The sequence below is a fragment of the Metallibacterium scheffleri genome (assembly GCF_002077135.1).
GTDB lineage: Bacteria > Pseudomonadota > Gammaproteobacteria > Xanthomonadales > Rhodanobacteraceae > Metallibacterium > Metallibacterium scheffleri.
In genome coordinates this window covers 1,474,128-1,493,037 of sequence record NZ_LDOS01000002.1, presented here as the reverse complement: position 1 = coordinate 1,493,037, position 18,910 = coordinate 1,474,128, and the positions used below count along the sequence as shown (strand labels likewise).

Below are 18,910 nucleotides of genomic sequence, written 5' to 3'. Positions count from 1 at the left end.
CGCAGGCTCCTCAGCGCGCCGTGCCGGGTGCAGCCCCGGCTTGCGGCGCTGCCACGATGGCGATGCCGCCCGGATGCACCTTCTGGATGCCGTTGACGATCACGCGCTCCCCGGTGGCCAAGCCGTGGGTCACCACCCAGTCGGTACCGTGCATCTCGCCCAGGGTGACCGGGCGCTGCGCGACCTTGTCGCCGGCACCCACCACGAACACGTAAGCGCCCTGCGGGTCACGCTGCACCGCCGCCTGCGGAATCAGAAACACGTTGTGCATGACCCCGGCGCTGAGCTTGACGGTCACGAACAGACCTGGCAGCAGCAGGCGTTGCGGGTTGGGGAAAATCGCGCGCAACTGCACCGCGCCGGTCTGCGGGTCGACCGCCATGTCGGTGAAATCGAGCCGACCCGTCTCGGCATAGGTACTGCCATCCGGCAGGATGATATGCACGCTGGGCGCGTCGCCAGGTGTCTTGAACGCACCGGAGGCTTCGGCCTGCTGCAAGGGCGCGACCTGCGCATAGGGGGCGCTGAACAAGGCATAGATCGGATCGAGGCGCTCGATCGTGGTCATCGGCGTGGCCGAGGTGGCGCTGACCAGCGCGCCGACGGTGACGTTGGCGATGCCGGCGCGGCCGCTGATGGGCGCGGTGACGCGGGCGTAGGACAGATTCAGTCGCGCGGCCTCGACGTTGGCTTCGGCCTGCCGCACCGCGGCGGCCGTGGTGCGTGCCGTGGCCGCGTCGGTGTCATAGGTCTGTCTGGCGATCAGGCCGCGGCCCACCAGGGTCTTGTCGCGCGCGGCGATCAACTCCGCGTTGGTGGCGCTGGCGCGCGCCTGAGCCAGCGCGGCGAGTTGCGCATCAAGCGCGGCCTTGAGCGGCGCCGGATCGATCTGGAACAGCAACTGGCCGGCCTTGACCTCGCCGCCTTCCTGGTAATCCTTGCTCAGCACATTGCCGGTCACGCGCGCGTTGACCTGGGCGGTGAGCGTGGGTGCGAGGCGCCCGACCATGGTCTGCACGACAGGCAGATCGACCGCCTTGGCGGTGATCACATCCACTTGCGGTGGCGGTGGGGTCGGGGCAGGGCCCTTGCTGCAGGCAGCAAGCAGAACGATGGCGGCCAGTGGCGCGGCAAGGCGCGCAGTGGTGAGCTTCATGCATGAACTCCTGGGCCGCGTCGGGGCAGTCGCGGCAATTGCACTGGTGAGTTTAGTTATTCGACGTGGCCGCGGTCAATCGCCACGTGTGCACTGACGCATCGGAGCAACTGTCATGCCGCGACGAAGTGCGTTGGCGGCCGTCGCTGCTGCTGTTGAGGGCGAGTCAGCGCGGCACGCGGTAACCGCCCGGCACGCCGTTGGGCGACAGCGTGAGTTGCCACAACTGGTCGCGGCGCGTGCGGAATACCGCCGCCGAAGTGCACAGATAGAAGTGCCACATGCGCTTGAAGCGCCCGTCGTAGTGCGCGGCGAGACGCGGCCACGCCGCATCGAAGTTCTGCTTCCAAGCGCACAGGGTGCGGTCGTAATCGGTGCCGAAGTTGTGCCAGTCCTCGACCACGAACAGTCCCTCCAGCGCCGTCGCCACCTGGCTCGCCGCGGGAATCATCGAATTGGGAAAGATGTATTTCTCGATCCATGGATCGGGCGTGCTGGGCGAGTCGTTGTTGCCGATGGTATGCAGCACGGACAAACCGTCGGGCTTGAGACACTCGCGCACGCTTTTGAAATAGGTGCGGTAGTTGCGCCCGCCGACATGCTCGAACATGCCGATGGAATACACCGCGTCGAAGGTCTCGCGGACTTCACGATAATCCTGCAGCCGGATCTCGATCGGCAGTCCACGACACAGGTTTTGCGCCCACTCGGCCTGTGCCTTGGACACGGTGACGCCCACGCCGCTGACGCCGTAGCGCTCGGCGGCGAACTTCAGTGCTTCGCCCCAGCCGCAGCCGATGTCGAGCACGTGCATGCCGGGTTTGAGTTGCAGCTTGCGGCAAACCAGGTCGAGCTTGGCTTCCTGCGCAGCGTCCAGATTGTCGGCTGCGGCCCAGTAGCCGCAGCTGTAGACCAGGCGCTTGCCGAGCATGGCCTCGAACAGATCGTTGCCGGTGTCGTAGTGGCGCTTGCCGATTTCCCAGGCATGGCGTCCGCGCTGCAGGTTGAGCCAGCGCGCGCGCAGGTGCGAAAGCACCGTGTCGAGGTTGTGCAGCCGGTCATCGATGTGCGCGCCAATGACGCGCGCGAGCATGCCGGTCAGATCGGCGACATCCCACCAGCCGTCCATGTAGGCCTCGCCGAAACCCAGCGAGCCATGCGCGAACACGCGCGCGTACAGGCGCTCGTCATGCACCTGCGGGTCGCAGGTGTCAGGACCGTTCAAGCGCAGTCCGGCGGATTGCAGCAAGGTTTCAGCTCGAGTCTTGAGCACGTTTGCCGAGGACACGGGGGGCTCCTTGCAGAATGGCTAGGACGGATGGTAATCGCTGAATGCACAGACGCTGAACACGATTGACAAGTTCCCCACGGCGGCATGTAATCGAAGCACAACGCAATCGCGGGCGATGGAGTTCGCCTGAAATGCCCGCAACGGGCTGATGACTCCTACGAGACCCACCACCGGGAGTGATGGCATGCCTCGCAGAAGTACGCTGCAAGCGGCGCACAAGGAACATGTTCGCCAAACCTCCGCTCCGGCATGGGGCCGTCTGGATGCGTGACGCACTGCTGCAGATCGGTCAGGTGCTCACGGTGCTGCTGGCAGCGCCGCTGTTGCAGGGTTTCATCCTGCGCTACGAGGAGCGCGTGCAGCGCGCGACCGGTCCCGGCCTGCTGCAACCCTGGCGCGATCTGATCAAGCTGTTCGGCAAGCAGACGGTGCTGCCGGATTCGGCGAGCTGGGTGTTCGTGGCGGCGCCGTTCGTGGCGTTCACCGCAATGCTCACGGTGCCGATCCTGATCCCGGTGCTCACCAACTATCCGCTGCCGCTGTCGGACATGGGCGACATCCTCGGCGGCGGCCTGATCCTCACCCTGGGTTCGTTCTTCATCAACCTGGCGGGCATGGACTCGGGCAGCAGCTACGGCGGCATGGGGTCGGCGCGCACGGTGCTGATCGGCATCCTCGCCGAACCCATCCTGATCCTGGTGTTCGTCGGCATCACGCTGATGGCGCAGGCGATGCTGCCGTTCGTGGTCAACCACGAGCTGGTGCGGCATCCCGAGGTGTACTGGAGCCCGGCGCATCTGTTCCTGGTGGCGGCGTTCTTCGTGCTGCTGCTGGTCGAGACCGATCGCCTGCCGATCCACTCCAGCACGCATATCGAGGTGTACATGATCGAGGAGGCGCGGGTGCTGGAGTATTCCGGCCCGCTGCTGGCGCTGCTGAAGTGGGCGGGGATGATGAAGCAGTTCATCCTCTACACGATTTTCGCCAACGTGTTCATCCTGCCCTGGGGCCTGTCGGCGCAAGGCAGCGCGATCGGCGTGCTGGGCACGCTGGGCGCGATCGCGCTCAAGTTCGCCATCATCGCTGGTGCGGTGATCGGCGTGGAAACCGTGCAGTCGCGCCTGCGCTTCTATCGCTACCAGGAGCCACTGGCGGCGGCCTTCGTGTTTGCCGTGTTGGCGATGGTCGCCAACCAGATCCGGTGATGCCCATGGTTGCCTTGCATCTGAGCCCGCTGTTGGCCTCGATCTTCAGTCTGATCGCGATCGGTGCGCTGGTGTTGTCGTTCGTGATGCTGGGCTCGCGCTGGCTCAAGGACTACATGCTGGCCTTCGCCGTGCAGTCGTGGCTGATCGCGATCCTCTCGGCGCTGATGGCCTGGGCCGGTGGCTATACCGAGTTGTACTTCGTCGCCGCGCTGACCGCGCTGTTCCGCGGCCTGGTGCTGCCGCTGATGCTGCTGTGGGTGCTCAAGCGCCTGCACGTCAACCGCGAACTGCACGAGATCGTGCAGCCGTCCACCGCGCTGGTACTGGGTGCCGTGCTGGTGATCTTCGGCGTGGTGGTGGCGTATCGCATCGGCCACGCGCTGGACATCGAGACGCGCGTGGTGCTGCTGGCGCTGACGGTGATGTTGTCGATCAAGCTGATCGGCTTCCTGATGCTGGCGATCCGGCGCGAGGCGGTGAGCTCGATCCTCGGCATCCTCATGCTGGAGAACGGCATTTTCCTCGGCTCGCAGATCCTGGTGCCGGGCATGCCGCTGATGATCGAGCTGGTGCTGCTGTTCGATTTGCTCGTCGCGGTGACTTGTTTCGCGGTGCTGGTGAGGTATCTGATGGCCTCGGTCGGTGCCACCGGCAGCCAGGCGCTGCAGAAGCTGGTGGGTTGAGATGAGCGCCTCCACGCTGATCATCGTGCTGCTGACGGCGCCCTTGGTGTCGGTGCTGTGGTCGCTGCTGGTGCGGCGGCTGATGCAATGGGTCAACCTGCTGGCTGCGCTGGTGTGTTTTCCGGTCAGCATCCTGTTGCTGATCGGCGCGGCCGCGCCGCGCATCTACTTCGAGCAGATGCTGTACGTGGATCGCATCGGCGCCTGGGTGCTGATGTGCGTGGCGCTGGTGTACCTGCTGGCTTCGTTCTTCGCCGTGGACTACATGCGCCAAGGCGAGGATGCCAAACGGTTGCCCAATTTCTACGCGCTGTTCGCGTTGTTCGCCTGGACCATGTTCGCCGCGTCCATGGCCAACATGATCGGCGTGTACTGGATCGGCATCGAGATGACCACCCTGGTGAGCACGTTCCTGGTCGGATACGAGCGCCGCGCCGAAAGCATGGAAGCGGCATGGAAGTACATCATCATTGTTTCCGGCGGCATCAGCATCGCGCTGCTGGGCACGGTGCTGCTGTACTGGGGCGGCACGTTCGTGCTGGGGCCGACCTATACGCTGGACTGGTCGACGCTGGATGCGATCGCGCCGAAGATGCCGGCGGTGCTGCTGCAGTTGGGTTTTCTTCTGGCGCTGGTTGGTTACGGCGTCAAGGCCGGACTCGCGCCCATGCACACTTGGCTGCCCGATGCGCACAGCGAGGGTCCGGCGCCGGTGTCGGCGATGCTCTCCGGGGCGCTGCTGAATTGCGCGATGCTGGGCATCGTGCGCTTTCTCGCGGCCACCGACATCGCCGGACACGGGATGTGGCCGCATCGCATCCTGATCGCGCTGGGCGTGGCCTCGCTGGTCGTCGGCGCGCTGTTCATCATGCGCCAGCGCGGGCTCAAACGCATGCTGGCTTATTCCAGCGTCGAGCACATGGGCGTGATCGCGCTGGGTTTCGGTTTCGGCGGTCTGCTGGGCGTGTTCGGCGCGCTATACCACATGCTCAATCACAGCATCAACAAGACGCTGATGTTCATCGGCGCGGGCAGCGCGGTGCATCGTTACGGCACGCATGACATGCAGCAGATGCGCAACCTGCCGATGGCGATGCCGGGTCTCGCCTGGCTGTGGCTGGCCGGCGCGGTGGCCATCACCGGCGCGCCGCCGTTCGGTTTGTTCCGCAGCGAACTGAGCGTGTTGATGGCGGGCTGGATGCACGGCGGCACGCGCTGGGTGGCGGTCCTGTTCCTGTTGCTGCTGATCGTGATCTTTATCGGTTTCCTCAACCACTTCCGGCAGATGTACGTGCCGACCGAGGCACCTGCGCCGAGCGGCCCGCTGCCCGGCGTGATGACCTGGATCCCGATGCTGCTGGCGGTCGCCGCACTGCTGCTATTGGGTTTGTGGTGGCCGCCGCTGTTCGCGCAGTGGTTCGCGCAGATCGCGCATCAGCTGGGGGCCACGTCGTGAGCACTGCCATGCTGACTTTGCATCTGCATGCCAGCGACATTCCCGGCAGCATCGAGCATCTGCTGGCGCAGGGCGGACGCATGCAGATGGTGTACGCGACACAGATCGATGGTCGCGACGAGGCTTGCTATCTCGCCGCGCCCGGTGCCGGCAAAGCATTCGAGCTGTGGCGCGTGGATGTGCCGCCCGGCGGTTTGCCGAGCATGGCGGCGCACGTGCCTCTGCTGGGCTGGTACGAGCGCGAAATGCAGGACCTGTCCGGCGTCGGCGTGCTCAATCACCCCGAACCATTCCCGCTGGTGATCGAACGCGGGGACGCGCCGGCGCCATTCACGCTGACGCACGGCGCCGCGCGTTTTCCGGCGCCGCACGTGCTGCCGGAAGTCACTGGCGACGACGTGCAGGAACTGGACTTCGGACCGATCCGCGCCGACGTGTTCGAGTCGGCGCAGTTCCGCTTCTTCTACATCGGCGAGCGCATCCTGCGTTATCAGCCGCGTTTGTTTCTCAAGCATCGCGGCATGGAGCAGCGCTTCCAGGGTCTCGCGCCGGACGCCGCGGTCATCCTCGCCGAGCGCGTTTCCGGCGTTGGCGCGTTGGCGCACGCGCTGGCTTTCTGCCAAGCCATCGAGGACGCCGCCGGCGTGCAGGCGCCACCGCGCGCGCGCGCGTGGCGCAGCGTGTTGGGTGAACTGGAGCGCGTGTACAACCACCTGCATTACCTCGGCGCGCTGGCGGATGCGACCACGCTCAAGGTGGGTCAGGCGGAGGGCCGTCTGCTCGAGGAACAGGCCAAGCAACTGGCCGCGCGCGCGTGCGGCCAGCGCCTGCTGATGAACGTGCTGCGCCCGGGCGGCCTGCGCCGCGATCTGGCCATGGAATCGGATTTCCTGCCGCGCCTCGACAGGCTCGAAGCGGCGAGTCTGCGCTACCTCGACCAGCTCGAACGCACGTCGACCTTTCTCGATCGCCTGCACACTACCGGACCGTTGCCGCGCGCGGCGGCCTTCGATCAGGGTGCCACCGGTCCGGTTGAACGGGCCTCCGGGCTGGACCGTGATCTGCGCCGCGACCATCCCTATGCGGCCTACGCCGAGCATCCCCCCGTCGTGACGCTGCATCAGGACGGCGATGCCTATGCGCGCTATCGCGTGCGCTGCGGCGAGTTGCGCGCAGCGTTCGTGTTGTTGCGGCGTCTGCTGCGCGATCTGCCTGCCGGCGCGGTGCATGCGCCGTGCGCCGCGCCGGCTGACGGCATCGGGCTGGGCTGGGCCGAGTCGCCGCGCGGCTCGTTGTACTACGTGGTGCATCTGGACCAGCACGCGCGCCTGGCCCGGGTGAAGATCAAATCGCCCTCGTATTCGAACTGGCGCGTGTTTCCGTACACCGTGCATGGCAGCAACATGATGGATTACGCCATCAATGAAGCCAGCTTCGGCAGCACCATCGCCGGCTGCGACCGCTGAGGACCGGATCATGGCGTTATGGACTTTCTTCGGACTCGCGCGCGGCCGCGCCACCAGCGACTGGCCCGAGGGCGATGCGCAAGCCGCCGGCCAGCACGGCGTGCAGGGCATGCCGCGCGTCACTGCGCAGGCTTGCGCCGAATCCTGCGCGGCCTGCGTGGCGGCGTGTCCCACCGACGCGCTGCATCAGGTCGAGGTGCCCGGTGGCGCCGACGCTGCGCCGCGCCATGGCATCGCGCTGGACTATGGCCGCTGCATCGCCTGCCAACGCTGCGTCGAGGTGTGTCCCGTGGGCACGCTGCAGGCGAGCCATGACTGGGCGCTGGCCGTGCGTGCGCGCGCCGACCTGCGGTTCGACCCGCAACAGGGGACGCCCGCGCGCGACACCTTGGCATTGGAACTGCAAAACGTCATCGCGCGGCGTTTCAGGCACAGCCTGCACATCCGTCATGTCGATGCCGGTTCCTGCAACGGCTGCGAGTCGGAGCTGCAGGCGCTGATGAATCCGTTCTACAACCTGCATCGGCTCGGCATTTTCTTCACTGCCTCGCCGCGCGCGGCCGACCTGCTGCTGGTCACCGGCACCGTCACCGAACCGATGCGCGAGCCGTTGCGTGCCGCCTGGGAGGCGATGCCCGAGCCGAAGTGGGTGATGGCGATGGGTGCCTGCGCGATCAGCGGCGGCATGGCGCGCGAGGGCTACGCCGGCGGCAGCGGATTGCAGGGGCTGATTCCGGTGGATGTGTATCTGCCGGGTTGCGCGCCCAATCCGGCCGCGATCATGCACGCCTTGCTGCTGCTGCTCGGGCGCAGCGAACAGCATCTGCACGGAGGACGCCGCGATGGCTGAGCTGTTCACCCTGGCAGTGCTGACGCTGCTGCTGGCGGCCACGGTCGCCATCGTGCTGCCATGGCCGGGCCTGACCCGCGTGCTGGCGGTGCTCGGTGGCATCGCCCTGATCATCGCCTGCGCGGGTGCGCTGGTCGGCGCCGAGCATCTGCGTCTGGCTGGCGTCTCCGCGACGCACTTCGCGCTCGATGGCGCGGGCTTGTGGCTGAGCCTGTTCGGCGCGATCCCGGCGACATTGGCGCTGGCATTGGGCAGTCCGGCGGCACGCCTGCGCGTGTGGTACGTGGGCGCGATCGCGGCCATCCTCGGGGCGCTGGGCGTGATGGGTGTGCACGGTGGCGTGGCGTTTCTGATCGCCTGGGAGTTGATGAGCCTGGGCGGCGCGCTGATGCTGCTGTCCGAGCGCCTGGGCATCAGCGACGACGGCGGTCATGCCACGCTGCTGATGCTGGGCTTGCTGGAAGTCGGCGCGGTTGCGCTGCTCGCGGGCTGGCTGACTTTCGCGCTGCTCGGCGGCGGCATGGCCATGGATGGATTCGCGGCGGGGCTGATCGCTCTCCCGGGCGCGGCTGTGATCGGTCTTGGCTTGCTGATGCTGATCGGTTTCGGCGCCAAGCTGGGCTTGCTGCCGTTCTACGAGTGGTTCGCCGGCGCCTATGCCAGTGGCAGCGGCGCCAGCGCCAGCCTGCTGTCGGGCATCGTGCTCAACGCCGCGTGGTTCGCGCTGGCGCGCGCGCTGCTGGTGTGGCTGCCGCCGGAGGAAATGCTCGGCATCATCACCGTGGCGGTGGCTGCGTTCAGCGCGATTTTGGCGGTGCTGTATGCGCTGCAGACCGACGACTGGCGCCAGTTGCTGGGTTTGTCATCGGCCGAGAATGCCGCCATCGCCACGCTGCTGCTCGGCGCCGCGCTGATTTTCCGCAGTGCCGGCCTGGGCGATCTGAGCATGCTGGCCTGGATCGTGGGCCTGCTGCATCTGGCTGGACACAGCCTGTCCAAGGGCGCCCTGTTGCTCGGTGCCGATGGCGCCTATCGCGCGCGTGGCACGTATCGGCTGCAGCAGTCGGGTTTGCTGCGCGCCAGCTTGTGGACCTACGGCGTCGGCATCGTTTTCGCCGGCATGAGTCTGGCCGGCATGCCGCCGCAGGCGGGCTTCGTCAGCGAGTGGTTCGCCTTCCAGACCTTGTTCCAGAACTTCCAGGTGCCGGATCTGGCCGGGCGTCTGACCTTGTCGCTGGGCGGCGTCGGTCTGGCGCTGACCGCGGCGCTGGCCTACGCCACGTTCGTCAAGATCATCGGCCTGGGCACGCAGGGCGCGCCCGCTGCGCACACCGGGCCAGTACCGCGTGGTCATGCCCTGGCCGTGGGCTTGCTGGGCGCACTGGTGTTGGCGCTGGCGGTGGGCATGCCGTGGTGGCTGTACGCGCTGGATCCGGTGGCGCAGCACTGGTTCGCGCAGTCGTCGATGCAACTGCGCAGCGGCTTGTTGCTGGTGCCGTTGAGCGCGCACTTCGCCTTCATCTCGCCGACGTTGCTGGTCATCGTGATGCCGCTGCTGGCGCTGCTGCCGATCGCGCTGGCGTTGTGGTCCAGGCGCCGCCACGGCGTGCGCCGCGCGCCGGTGTGGTTTGGCGGCAATCCGCCGTCGCCGCGCGCGGCCACCACGGCGCTGACGTTCTCGCACGCGGTGCAGGTGTTCTACAGCTTCATCTACCGGCCGCGCCTGGACATGGAGCACGAGCACGTCGAGCGCGAATATTTCGTGCGCCGGCTCAGCTTCGAGCAGCGCATCGCGCCCTTGTTCGAGTCGCGCCTGTTCCGTCCGCTCACGCGCATGGTGTGGTGGCTGTCGGATCGCATCGTCGTGCTGCAGTCGGGCGACATGAATCTCTATCTCGCACTGATCGGTATATTGCTGATCATCGTGCTCGGTGTGGGCGTGATTTGATGCGCGCGCGTGATCACCTGCCGTGCGCTCAGGCCGCGCGCGACAGATGCGCGGTGCTGTTGAGCAGGGCGATGCGATAGCCTCCGTCGGCGCGCACCTCGATCCGGTTCACCGCGGTCGGGTCCTGGCGCAGGCTGGCGTAATGGCTCAGCGGTGCCTGCAACAGATTCAGGACCAGCACGCGGATCACCGCGTCGTGGGTGACCAGCACCACGCTGCCGCCGGCGTGGCGACGCAGGATGGCGTGCACGGCGCCCGTCACGCGCACTTCGACCTGACGCAGGGTTTCGCCATCCGGCGGCGGGTTGATGCCGGGGTCGCGCTGCCACGCGCGAAACGGCTCCGGATCACGCGCCGCAGCCTCGCGATGGGTCAGGCCGGTCCAGCGGCCGTAATCGCAGTCGGTCAAGTCCATGCTGGCGCGCACCGGTTGTGCCAGCGGGCCGGCGATGGCGTTGGCGGTGTCGATGCAGCGCGACAGCGGGCTGGCATGGATCGCGGTCACCGTGAAGTGTTCACGCACCCATTCGCCCATCGCCAGCGCCTGCGCCTTGCCCAGATCGGTCAGCGCCAGATCCGTGCGGCCGCGGAAGCGCGGCGGATCGATGCCGGGCACTGCGCCGTGGCGGATCAGGATCAGTTCGAGACTCATGGCGGACTCCTTGCGACTTTGCCGCAATGCGGTCAAGCGGGTGACTGCGGTGGTGGCCGCTGGGCATGCGGCACGGTATTGCCGAATTCGACCGGCGCGCGGCTCCAGAACAACGGCGCCTTGTCCTCCTCGGCCAGCGCGATGAGCGCATCGGCCTCGTCCTTGCTCACCACGAATTCGACCAGCACGGTGAGGTTGGCCGCCATCTCGAAAAACGCCTGCTCGTGCAGTTGTCCATGACGCCCGAAGCCGGCGATGGCGCGGAACGCCGAGCCGCCATGGATGCCGCGGCGTTTGGCCTGCTCCAGCAGCCATTCGTAGACCAGCTTGCCTTGGTGCTTCTGGTTTTCATGCATGTAAAAGCGCAACGCACATCCGATCATGGAGTTTGTCTCCTCTCAGTGACGTGTCAGCAAACGGCCCAGCCCGATACCGGCCAGGCAGAACCCGATGCCGCCCAGCACATGCACGCCCATATGCGCCATGGCCCAGCCCCATTGTCCGCGCATCCACAGCGTCACCGACTCAGCGTCGAACGTGGAAAACGTGGTCAGGCCGCCAAGGAAGCCGGTAGCGAAGGCCAGGCGCAGTTCCACCGGCAGGCCCATGTAAGGCGGGAAATTGCTGATCGCGATGCCCATCAGGAAACCGCCCAGCAGATTGGCGGCGACGGTGCCCAGTGGCAGCGTGGGGAACAGCGGGTTGAGCATCAAGGCGAAGCCATAGCGCAGCCAGGCTCCGAGTACGGCGCCGATACCGATACCGGCAAGTACAGACGGGTTCATCACGCTCCTCGGCAAGGTGTTTGCTTGTTTCGACACGCCCACAACAAAACCTGCCGCGCCGAGGCGATCGGCGCAGCAGGCATCATCAACCGGAATAAGGTGGTTCGGCCGCGAGGCCGGGAGGAATGCCTTCTCCCCTGGGCATCGGATTAGTGCCGCGTGCGCGGCGAAAGTTCACGCGCCGCCGTTGCCCGTGGAACCCATCAGTGCCTTCAGCAGCGCGCTCATCTCCTCGCGCGTGCCGTTGACGCTGAGCTGGTGCTCGCGCTGGAAGTCCAGGCCGAGGTTGAAGGTCACCGCGGGGCCGAGGTCGTTGCCTTCCTCGTCCAGGCGCTGATAAGTCTCGGGCTTGCCGATCAACGCCACGCGCGCGGCATCCACGAAACGTCCATCCGGAAGCTTGATCCAGCGCTGCATTGATAGTTCTCCCCAGTGCGGACCGCTGCCCGCTGCGCGCCTTCATCATAGGCGGGCGCAGGCGACGCGCCAACTGCGCACGCGCGCAGGGCTCGCGAGACGCGTGATGAGGCCGCTGCGCGCGTTGACCGTCGCCAGCCTGCTGCGTAAACTGCGCGGCTCGCGGGCGGTTAGCTCAGCGGTAGAGCACTGCCTTCACACGGCAGGAGTCATAGGTTCGATCCCTATACCGCCCACCAGATTCGAGTGCAGTGCAGACAGCCCGGTGCCGCGGCTTGCCTGTTGCCGGGGGCCGGACTTGCACGTAACGCCCGCAATGCAGACCCCCAGCCCCCAGCCTGTCGAACGCATCGCCGCGCGCTTCGCCGGGCGCTGGCGGCAGGGTTACGTGCGCGGCAAGCTGCGCCATGATCCCGCGTTCGCGACCATCGCCGCCTTGCTGCTCCAGGCCGATGCGCGGCCGGTGCTGGATCTGGGCTGCGGCATGGGCCTGCTGGGTCAATGGCTGCGCGAATGCGGCCATCATGGCGCGTACCTCGGCATCGACAACGATCCGCGCAAACTGCGCGCCGGCCGCGCCGCTGCCGCGGCACTGCGACCGGCACTCGAATTGCGCTTCGGTGACTTGCAGGCGCTGCCCGAATTCAGCGGGCACGTGGTACTGCTGGATGCGTTGCATTATCTGGCGCGCGCGCCGCAACAGGCGCTGCTGGCGGCCTGCGCGCAACGTCTGGGCGCGGGTGATCGGCTATTGATACGCAGCGTGTTGCGTGATGCCTCGTGGCGCTACCGCATCACCCAGGCCGAGGAATTGCTGGCGGCCGCGAGCGGCTGGATGCGCACCGGGGCGCACCATATCCCGACCGGTGCCGAGTTGAGCGAGCATTGCGCCGCGCTCGGGCTGCGTGTTTCGCGCCAGCCCCTGTGGGGGCGCACGCCATTCAATAGCTGGCTGATCGTGGCGTGGCGCGCGCCGGCCTGAGAGGCTGTGAATTTTTCAGCCTCTCAGCCCGGCCATGGATGGCCGGACGCGAAGCGGTCAGGCACGTGGCTGCTTCGCGCAGGCGCGCACGGAACTGTGCCGGACGCGCCGATGAAAAATTCCGCACGACGCGGAATTTTTCACAGACTCTGAGCGCCCGGGGCGATCGCCTCCGGGCCGATCGCATGCGCTTCAGTGACCGCCGAGGATGACCTCGGCCTGACGCTTGAAATCCGCGGCCTTGTTCTCGTCGATGGTCAGGCGGATCAGGCGCACGCAGGCATCCACCGCGGGCTGCAGCGCGGCGCGGTCGTCGCTCGCGTGTTGCAGTTTGTTGAATACCGCGCCGGCGCCCGTGCCGAGCAGGGTTTCGGCCATGTGCATCAGTGCCTGACGCGGACTGCCGGGAACCTGCGCGGCTTCGGCGGCCATATCGGCGTCGCGCGTTCCCGCCGGCGCCGCGATCAGGCCGAGGGCGAGCAATTGGTCGAGCGTGGCCACCACGTCGATGGACGCGGCGTTGGCGTGCATCAGATCGGCCACGCTGCGATGGCCGTCGACCATGATCAGCAGGCGGCGCATGGCCATGCTCAGACCCAGCGCGCGTTTCTCGAGCTCCGCGACGCCGGCGGCAGTCTTGCCGAGAACCAGTTCCGGCCGCATCGGATCAGCCGGCCAGTTCGCTGATGACGCGATGGATCAGGCGTACCGTGATCAGCACGTACACCGCGCCAAACAGGAAAATCAGCGACACCAGCGGGTTGACGATCGCTTGCGGCAGCAGCGGGAAAAACGGCGTCAGCAGATAGCCGATGGTGAATAACACCACCAATCCGGTGAGCTGTTTCCAGGTGCGCCCGACGATGCCGCCGGGCACCGATTTGCCGAGGCGCAGAACCTGCGCCAGACAGACGAGCATGACCACGATCGCGGCCAGACTGATGACGGTGCTGGGCTCGAAAAAACTCATGATGACTCCCCTGTTGTCTGGTTTGCGTGGGCGGGCAGCACTCGGGATGGCGGGTGATGGCACCGGGTTGCGCAGTGCCGCGGCGGGCCGTGGCTGCGCCTGCGATGCTATGCCGCAGGCAGGGGGATTTCATGTGCGGGTGCACCATGGCCGTCTGCCGATGCCTCCATATGGCGTGTTCGCGGTCGCCACGCGCGGCGTGCTGCGGCACACTCTCGATCTTCAGTCATGGAGTCGTGCGTTGGCGAACGAGTTGTGGCGTGGCTCGCTGGAGGATCTGGCGCAGGCGATCCGCACGCGCGCGGTATCCAGCACCGAGGTGGTGCAGGCGCACTTGCAGCGCATCGACGCGGTCGACCCACGCGTCAACGCGCTGTCCGAGGTCTTGCGCGATGCGGCGCTGCAAGCGGCGGCGCAGGCTGACCGCGCGCTGGCGCAGGGCGCCCCCGTCGGGCCGCTGCATGGCGTTCCATTTACCGTGAAGCCCAATATCGATCTGGCCGGATCGGCCACCACATCCGGCGTGCCGGCGCTGCGCGAGGCCGTGCCGCTCCGCGACGCGCCGCACGTCGCGCAGCTGCGCGGCGCAGGCGCCATTCCACTGGCGCGCGGCAACATGCCCGACTTCGGTTTCCGCTGGCACACCGACAGTTCCCTGCACGGCGCCAGCATCAATCCATGGGACGCGCGGGTGACGCCGGGTGGTTCCAGCGGCGGTGAGGCCATCGCGCTGGCCACCGGCATGACACCACTGGGGCTGGGCAATGATTTCGGCGGCTCGTTGCGCTATCCGGCGCTGTGCTGCGGGGTGGCCGCGCTGCGTCCGACGCTGGGACGCGTCGCGCGCGCGGCGCCGCCGACGCCGGTGGAGCCGCCGCTGAGTTTTCAGATGTTCTCGGTGCACGGCCCCATGGCACGGCACGTGCGTGATCTGCGCCTGGCGTTCACGCTGATGAGCGCCGCGGACGCGCGCGATCCGTGGTGGGTGCCGGCGCCGCTGGCGGGGCCGCCGCCGCGCGCGCCGATCAAGGTCGCGGTGTGCGTCGATCCTGGCGCCAGCGGCGTGCATGTGCAGGTGGCCGAGGGTGTGCGCAAGGCCGCACGGTGCTTGCAGCAGGCGGGCTATGACGTCGAGGAGATCGCACCGCCGCAGGTGCAGGACATGCTCGAGACTTATATGCGCATCATCGCCGCCGATGTGCGCAGCACGCTGCTGCCGGCGGTCCACGCATTGACCTCGCCGGATACGCAGCGCTTCGTCGATGACTTCATGCAACTGGTGCCGGCGTCGACGTTGCCCGGCTACATCGAGGCGTTGGCGCGGCGCAACCAGATCGCGCGGGCCTGGGCCTTGTTCCAGCAGGATTGTCCTTTGCTGCTGGCGCCGGTGAGCACGCAGCCGCCGTTCGCGGTGGGTTTCGATCTGGCCGGCGTCGATGCCGTGCGCGCGCTGATGCAATCGATGGCGCTCAGTGTCGGTGTCAACCTGCTCGGGCTGCCCGCGGTGGCGGTGCCGGTGGGCGTGGCGCAGGGTTTGCCGCAAGGTGTGCAGTTGATCGGCGCGCGCTACCGCGAGGATTTGTGCCTGGATGCCGCCGAATGCATCGAGCGCGCCGCGGCGATGCCCACGCCCATCGATCCGCGATGTTGAGCGCGGCCATGTCCGGCGAAGAATCCGTGCCTCCCGACGACCCGCGTCCGCAGCCGCCGGCCGCGCCGGAGCCCGGCGATTGCTGTGGCGGTGGTTGCACCCTGTGCGTTTTCGATCTGCATGAACAGGCGCTCGCGCGCTACCGGCTGCAGCTCGCGGCGTGGCTGGCACGACATCCGCAGGCGCATGCGCCGGATTGAGCGGGCCCGTGCTGCGGTGTCGCACGCGGGGGCAGGCGCATTGTCACTCTGCGCATCGCGAAGGATCTCGCTCTGACTCTGGCTCGGCAAGGTTCCCTTGTTCCGTGCGGCTGCCGCCGCGCGGGTTCCTTTCTTTGGGTCGGCAAAGAAAGGAACCAAAGAAAGCCGACCCCGACCGCAGCGCCCGCTGCGCGGGTCCGCGTGCCTGCGCGGGGCGCGCCGATGGCCATCCATGGCCTGCGGCGCGTGAGCGCGTCCACGCGCTCACACTTCGTGCTCGTCCCGCGCAGTCCCGCCGCTGCCGAAGGGGGATGAAGATCAAGAACCCCAAGCCAGCGCATGCTCGCGCTGTTGCCGTTGCCGTTGCCGTTGCCGTTGCCGTTGCCGTTGCCGTTGCCGTTGCCGTTGCTGTTGCCGTTGACTTTGACTTTGACTTTGACTTTGCCAGCGTTGGCCAGCGCCGAGCAGCGCAGTCGGGCGCGAGAGCAAGGCGCGCCTGTTCGAGCCCAGGGATGGGCGAGTTCGCGCCGGCTCGCGCCCGGCGAGCAGCGCAGGGCACCCCGCGCAGCGGGGCGCAGGCCGTCGCGTGGACGGCTTTGGTTACTTTCCCCAAGAGGAAAGTAACCCGCGCGGCGGCAGCCGCACGGAACAGGACAGGCTTGCGAGGCCACGCGCAAGAACCATCGTTCACGCGCCAGCGCCAGCACCACAGCGAGATCCTTCGCGATGCTCGGGATGACAAGAGTCGGATGACAACATCCGGCTCAGGCGGTTGCGGCGCGAACCCCGGCTCAGAACTTGTAGCGCGCGCTGGCCGTGATCATGCGCGGCGGGCCGTAATAGCCGGTGATCATGCCCAGCGCGATGATGTTGTAGCCCGAGGTGCGATAGCGCTTGTTGGCCAGGTTGCTGCCTTCGAGGCTGTAGGTCCACGGCCCGCCGGTGCGCCAGATCACCCCGGCGTTGACCAGGCCATAGGCGCCCTGGGCGAGGACCGGGCTGTAGTTCTGATCGAAATACGCCAGCGTCTGATAGGTGACATTCAGGCGCGCGGCGACGTCGCCGCCAGCGCGCAGCGGGAAGTGCTTCCACAGCGTCAGCCCGCCGTTCCACTTGGGCGCGAAAGTGAACTTGCTGGTGGACGCGATGTTGACGCCGCCGCTGAGGTACTGCGTGTAGCGCGGATGCAGATACGACAGGTTGCCGCTCAGCGTCCAGCGATCGCCCATGCGCCAGGCGAATTCGTTCTCGAGGCCGTCGATGGTGGCCTTGCCGGCGTTGGTGAAATCGCCGAAGAAGCCGCGCTGGCCGTTGGGCTGCACATACGAGGTGTACACCGATAGCTGGATATCGTGGTACAGCGCATGGAACAGGGCGCTGTTGAGCATCAGGCGGCCGCCGAAAAAGCTCATCTTGGCGCCCAGCTCGTAGTTGAGCAGGGTTTCGTTCTTGATCGGCCGGCACGATGCGGGGATCGCCGTGCAATTGGCCTGGATGTTGTAACCGCCGGAATGGAAGCCGGTGCTGGCGGTGGCGTACAGGTTCACCGCAGCGCTGGCCTTCCAGCCCAGGGTGAGCTTGGGCGACAGATTGTTGGCCGCGGTGCTGCCCGCGAAGTCGGCTTGCACGCCGTTGGGCGTGGCGAAGTTCGCGTTCGGATAGGTGTCGTTCTGGATGATCGCGGTCTTGGATTCGTGCGTGTAGCGCGCGCCGGCCTCCAGGCTCCAGCGCGGCGCGAAGCGCCAGGTCGTGTCCGCGTAGGCGGCCAGGCTGCGCGTGTCCACGCTGCCGCCGCTGCCCACGTACAGCGAGTAGCCCAGTTGCTGATACGGTGGCAGCGCCAGCAGCGCGTACTTGTTGATGCCCTCGGCGTAACCGTCGAACCAGTACACGCCGACCACGCCGTGCAAGTCGCTGCCGTTGTCGTACAAGGCCTGCAGTTCCTGGCTGAACTGGTGGCTGTGGTAGACGAGGTTGTTGTCCGCGATCGATACCGGCAGCGTGTCCACGTCGATGTTCATGTTGCTGTTGCTGCTGCGATAGGCGCTGATCGACTTCAGCGTCCAGTCCTCGCCCAGCAGCCAGCGCAGGGTCAGCGCGCCGCCGCCGCTGTCGGTGGTGTTCACCGGCGCCTGGTCGGAGCGCGTGTCATAGCGGCTGGGCAGGCCCTGGGTCTGCGCCGGGTCGAACGGGATCACCGCGAGCTGCGCGCCGCCGGGCGGGGCGCTGCGATCGAACTCGCCATCCAGCGCCAATTGCGCATCGAAGCGCGCCGACGGGAAATAGCCCAGCGTCACGCGCGCGGCGTTCACATCCTGATTGCTGGTCGGGCCACCGAGATACAGATTGTGGCCGTAACCGCCGTGATGCAGGCTGGCGGCGGCGACGCGGAAGCGCCACACACCATCCTTGCTGGCGTTGCCGTAATCGACTTTCAGGTCCTTTGTGGCGTGCATGCCCAACGTCGCGGTGACCGATCCGGTCGCGTGCGTGGGCAGCGGCTTGGAGATGTAGTTGATCGCGCCGCCGACCGTGTTCTTGCCGTACAGCGTGCCCTGCGGGCCGCGCAGCACCTCGATGCGGTCCACGTCGAACACATCCAGCAGCGCGCCTTGCGGGCGCGCGATGTACACGCCATCGAAGTACAGGCCCACCTCGGGATCGAAGCCCCACAGCGGATTGTTCTGGCCGATGCCGCGCAGATACACGGTCAGCGTCGAGCTGGTGCCTTGGGTCGGGCCGATCTGCAGATTGGGCACGAGTCCCTGCAAGTCCGACAGGTTTTGCACGTTGTCGTCGGTGAGCGCGCGCGCGGTCAGGGCGGTCACCGCGATGGGCACGTCCTGCAGGGTTTCCTCGTAACGGCGCGCGGTGACCTTGACCGTTTCCAGATTGGTGACCGAGGTGGTTGCGCTCTTGCGCGCAGGATCGCGGGCGCTGGCCGCCGCGTCACCGGCGCGTGCATTCGATGCGGGCGCCGGCGCCGCGTGCGCCGTGTGCGTGGCCGCGGACAGCGCGACCGCGATGGCCATGGCGAGGTGCCGATGCGACATGCGATTCCCCTGGGTGGTGGGCAAAGGCGCGCAGCGTAATATTAGATACTGTTAAATTGTTAATGCGCCGCAGCATGACAAAACCTGCGGCAATGTGCCGCGCTGACGGGTCCAGCGTCGCGCCGACGCGTGGCGCGCGCAA

The 18,910-nt window shown here is 67.0% G+C and carries 18 protein-coding genes, 1 tRNA gene and 2 riboswitches; of the genes, 10 read left to right on the top strand and 9 right to left on the bottom strand.

What is annotated here, in order from left to right:
- Window positions 1–10: 10 nt before the first annotated feature.
- Complete coding sequence (locus Mschef_RS12050; protein ID WP_081128752.1) at window positions 11–1,156, bottom strand: efflux RND transporter periplasmic adaptor subunit; 1,146 nt, start codon at window positions 1,154–1,156, stop codon at window positions 11–13.
- Between the two features lie 166 nt (window positions 1,157–1,322).
- Window positions 1,323–2,444, bottom strand: a complete 1,122-nt coding sequence (gene cfa / locus Mschef_RS12045) for a cyclopropane fatty acyl phospholipid synthase (protein WP_081128750.1) — start codon at window positions 2,442–2,444, stop codon at window positions 1,323–1,325.
- A gap of 105 nt (window positions 2,445–2,549) precedes the next feature.
- Window positions 2,550–2,612, top strand: a riboswitch (Fluoride riboswitch).
- Window positions 2,613–2,710: 98 nt separating this feature from the next.
- Between cfa and Mschef_RS12040 the strand changes: the two genes are divergently transcribed.
- The 6 genes from Mschef_RS12040 to Mschef_RS12015 are packed head-to-tail and all read left to right on the top strand — an operon-like array spanning window position 2,711 to window position 10,058.
- Window positions 2,711–3,652 carry a respiratory chain complex I subunit 1 family protein gene (locus Mschef_RS12040; protein WP_081130002.1) on the top strand — a complete coding sequence of 314 codons (942 nt, stop codon included), beginning with the start codon at window positions 2,711–2,713 and terminating at the stop codon, window positions 3,650–3,652.
- A 5-nt stretch (window positions 3,653–3,657) separates the two neighbouring features.
- On the top strand, window positions 3,658–4,338 hold the full coding sequence (locus Mschef_RS12035) for a hydrogenase (RefSeq protein WP_081130001.1): 681 nt from the start codon (window positions 3,658–3,660) through the stop codon (window positions 4,336–4,338).
- Between the two features lies 1 nt (window position 4,339).
- The gene (locus tag Mschef_RS12030; RefSeq protein WP_081128748.1) at window positions 4,340–5,794 is read left to right on the top strand and encodes a proton-conducting transporter transmembrane domain-containing protein; all 1,455 of its coding nucleotides are present in this window, start codon (window positions 4,340–4,342) and stop codon (window positions 5,792–5,794) included.
- Window positions 5,795–5,802: 8 nt separating this feature from the next.
- The gene (locus Mschef_RS12025) at window positions 5,803–7,260 is read left to right on the top strand and encodes a hydrogenase large subunit (RefSeq protein ID WP_081128746.1); all 1,458 of its coding nucleotides are present in this window, start codon (window positions 5,803–5,805) and stop codon (window positions 7,258–7,260) included.
- 10 nt (window positions 7,261–7,270) lie between these two features.
- Complete coding sequence (locus tag Mschef_RS12020; protein ID WP_081128744.1) at window positions 7,271–8,110, top strand: NADH-quinone oxidoreductase subunit B family protein; 840 nt, start codon at window positions 7,271–7,273, stop codon at window positions 8,108–8,110.
- On the top strand, window positions 8,103–10,058 hold the full coding sequence (locus tag Mschef_RS12015) for a proton-conducting transporter transmembrane domain-containing protein (protein WP_081128742.1): 1,956 nt from the start codon (window positions 8,103–8,105) through the stop codon (window positions 10,056–10,058). The genes Mschef_RS12020 and Mschef_RS12015 overlap by 8 nt, the downstream gene beginning before the upstream one ends.
- Before the next feature lie 28 nt (window positions 10,059–10,086).
- On the opposite strand, the gene Mschef_RS12010 is transcribed toward Mschef_RS12015, so the two are convergent.
- The 4 genes from Mschef_RS12010 to Mschef_RS11995 form a co-directional block, all read right to left on the bottom strand.
- Entirely contained in the window at window positions 10,087–10,710 is a 624-nt protein-coding gene (locus Mschef_RS12010; RefSeq protein ID WP_081128740.1) for a histidine phosphatase family protein, read from the bottom strand.
- 32 nt (window positions 10,711–10,742) lie between these two features.
- Window positions 10,743–11,093 carry a DUF190 domain-containing protein gene (locus tag Mschef_RS12005; RefSeq protein ID WP_081128738.1) on the bottom strand — a complete coding sequence of 117 codons (351 nt, stop codon included), beginning with the start codon at window positions 11,091–11,093 and terminating at the stop codon, window positions 10,743–10,745.
- Window positions 11,094–11,108: 15 nt separating this feature from the next.
- Window positions 11,109–11,495: a fluoride efflux transporter CrcB gene (gene crcB, locus Mschef_RS12000; protein WP_081128736.1), complete on the bottom strand. Its 387-nt coding sequence runs from the start codon at window positions 11,493–11,495 to the stop codon at window positions 11,109–11,111.
- Window positions 11,496–11,564: 69 nt separating this feature from the next.
- A riboswitch (Fluoride riboswitch) is annotated at window positions 11,565–11,640 on the bottom strand.
- Between the two features lie 29 nt (window positions 11,641–11,669).
- On the bottom strand, window positions 11,670–11,912 hold the full coding sequence (locus tag Mschef_RS11995; RefSeq protein WP_081128734.1) for a hypothetical protein: 243 nt from the start codon (window positions 11,910–11,912) through the stop codon (window positions 11,670–11,672).
- 164 nt (window positions 11,913–12,076) lie between these two features.
- Here Mschef_RS11995 and Mschef_RS11990 point away from each other — a divergent pair.
- Both Mschef_RS11990 and Mschef_RS11985 read left to right on the top strand, forming a co-directional pair.
- A tRNA-Val gene (locus Mschef_RS11990) sits at window positions 12,077–12,151 on the top strand.
- A gap of 77 nt (window positions 12,152–12,228) precedes the next feature.
- Window positions 12,229–12,894, top strand: coding sequence for a methyltransferase domain-containing protein (locus tag Mschef_RS11985; RefSeq protein WP_081128732.1), 666 nt, complete (start codon window positions 12,229–12,231; stop codon window positions 12,892–12,894).
- A gap of 192 nt (window positions 12,895–13,086) precedes the next feature.
- On the opposite strand, the gene Mschef_RS11980 is transcribed toward Mschef_RS11985, so the two are convergent.
- Together Mschef_RS11980 and Mschef_RS11975 are read right to left on the bottom strand one after the other, a co-directional pair.
- Window positions 13,087–13,557, bottom strand: coding sequence for a hypothetical protein (locus tag Mschef_RS11980; protein WP_081128730.1), 471 nt, complete (start codon window positions 13,555–13,557; stop codon window positions 13,087–13,089).
- A gap of 4 nt (window positions 13,558–13,561) precedes the next feature.
- Entirely contained in the window at window positions 13,562–13,864 is a 303-nt protein-coding gene (locus tag Mschef_RS11975) for a hypothetical protein (protein ID WP_081128728.1), read from the bottom strand.
- 241 nt (window positions 13,865–14,105) lie between these two features.
- On the opposite strand from Mschef_RS11975, the gene Mschef_RS11970 reads away from it, so the two are divergent.
- Window positions 14,106–15,515: an amidase gene (locus tag Mschef_RS11970; RefSeq protein ID WP_197686783.1), complete on the top strand. Its 1,410-nt coding sequence runs from the start codon at window positions 14,106–14,108 to the stop codon at window positions 15,513–15,515.
- An 8-nt stretch (window positions 15,516–15,523) separates the two neighbouring features.
- Window positions 15,524–15,715 (top strand): oxidoreductase-like domain-containing protein, encoded by a 192-nt coding sequence (locus Mschef_RS11965; protein WP_081129999.1) that lies wholly within the window; start codon window positions 15,524–15,526, stop codon window positions 15,713–15,715.
- A 791-nt stretch (window positions 15,716–16,506) separates the two neighbouring features.
- Here the strand turns inward: Mschef_RS11965 and Mschef_RS11955 are convergent.
- On the bottom strand, window positions 16,507–18,768 hold the full coding sequence (locus Mschef_RS11955; RefSeq protein ID WP_081128724.1) for a TonB-dependent receptor: 2,262 nt from the start codon (window positions 18,766–18,768) through the stop codon (window positions 16,507–16,509).
- Window positions 18,769–18,910 lie beyond the last annotated feature (142 nt).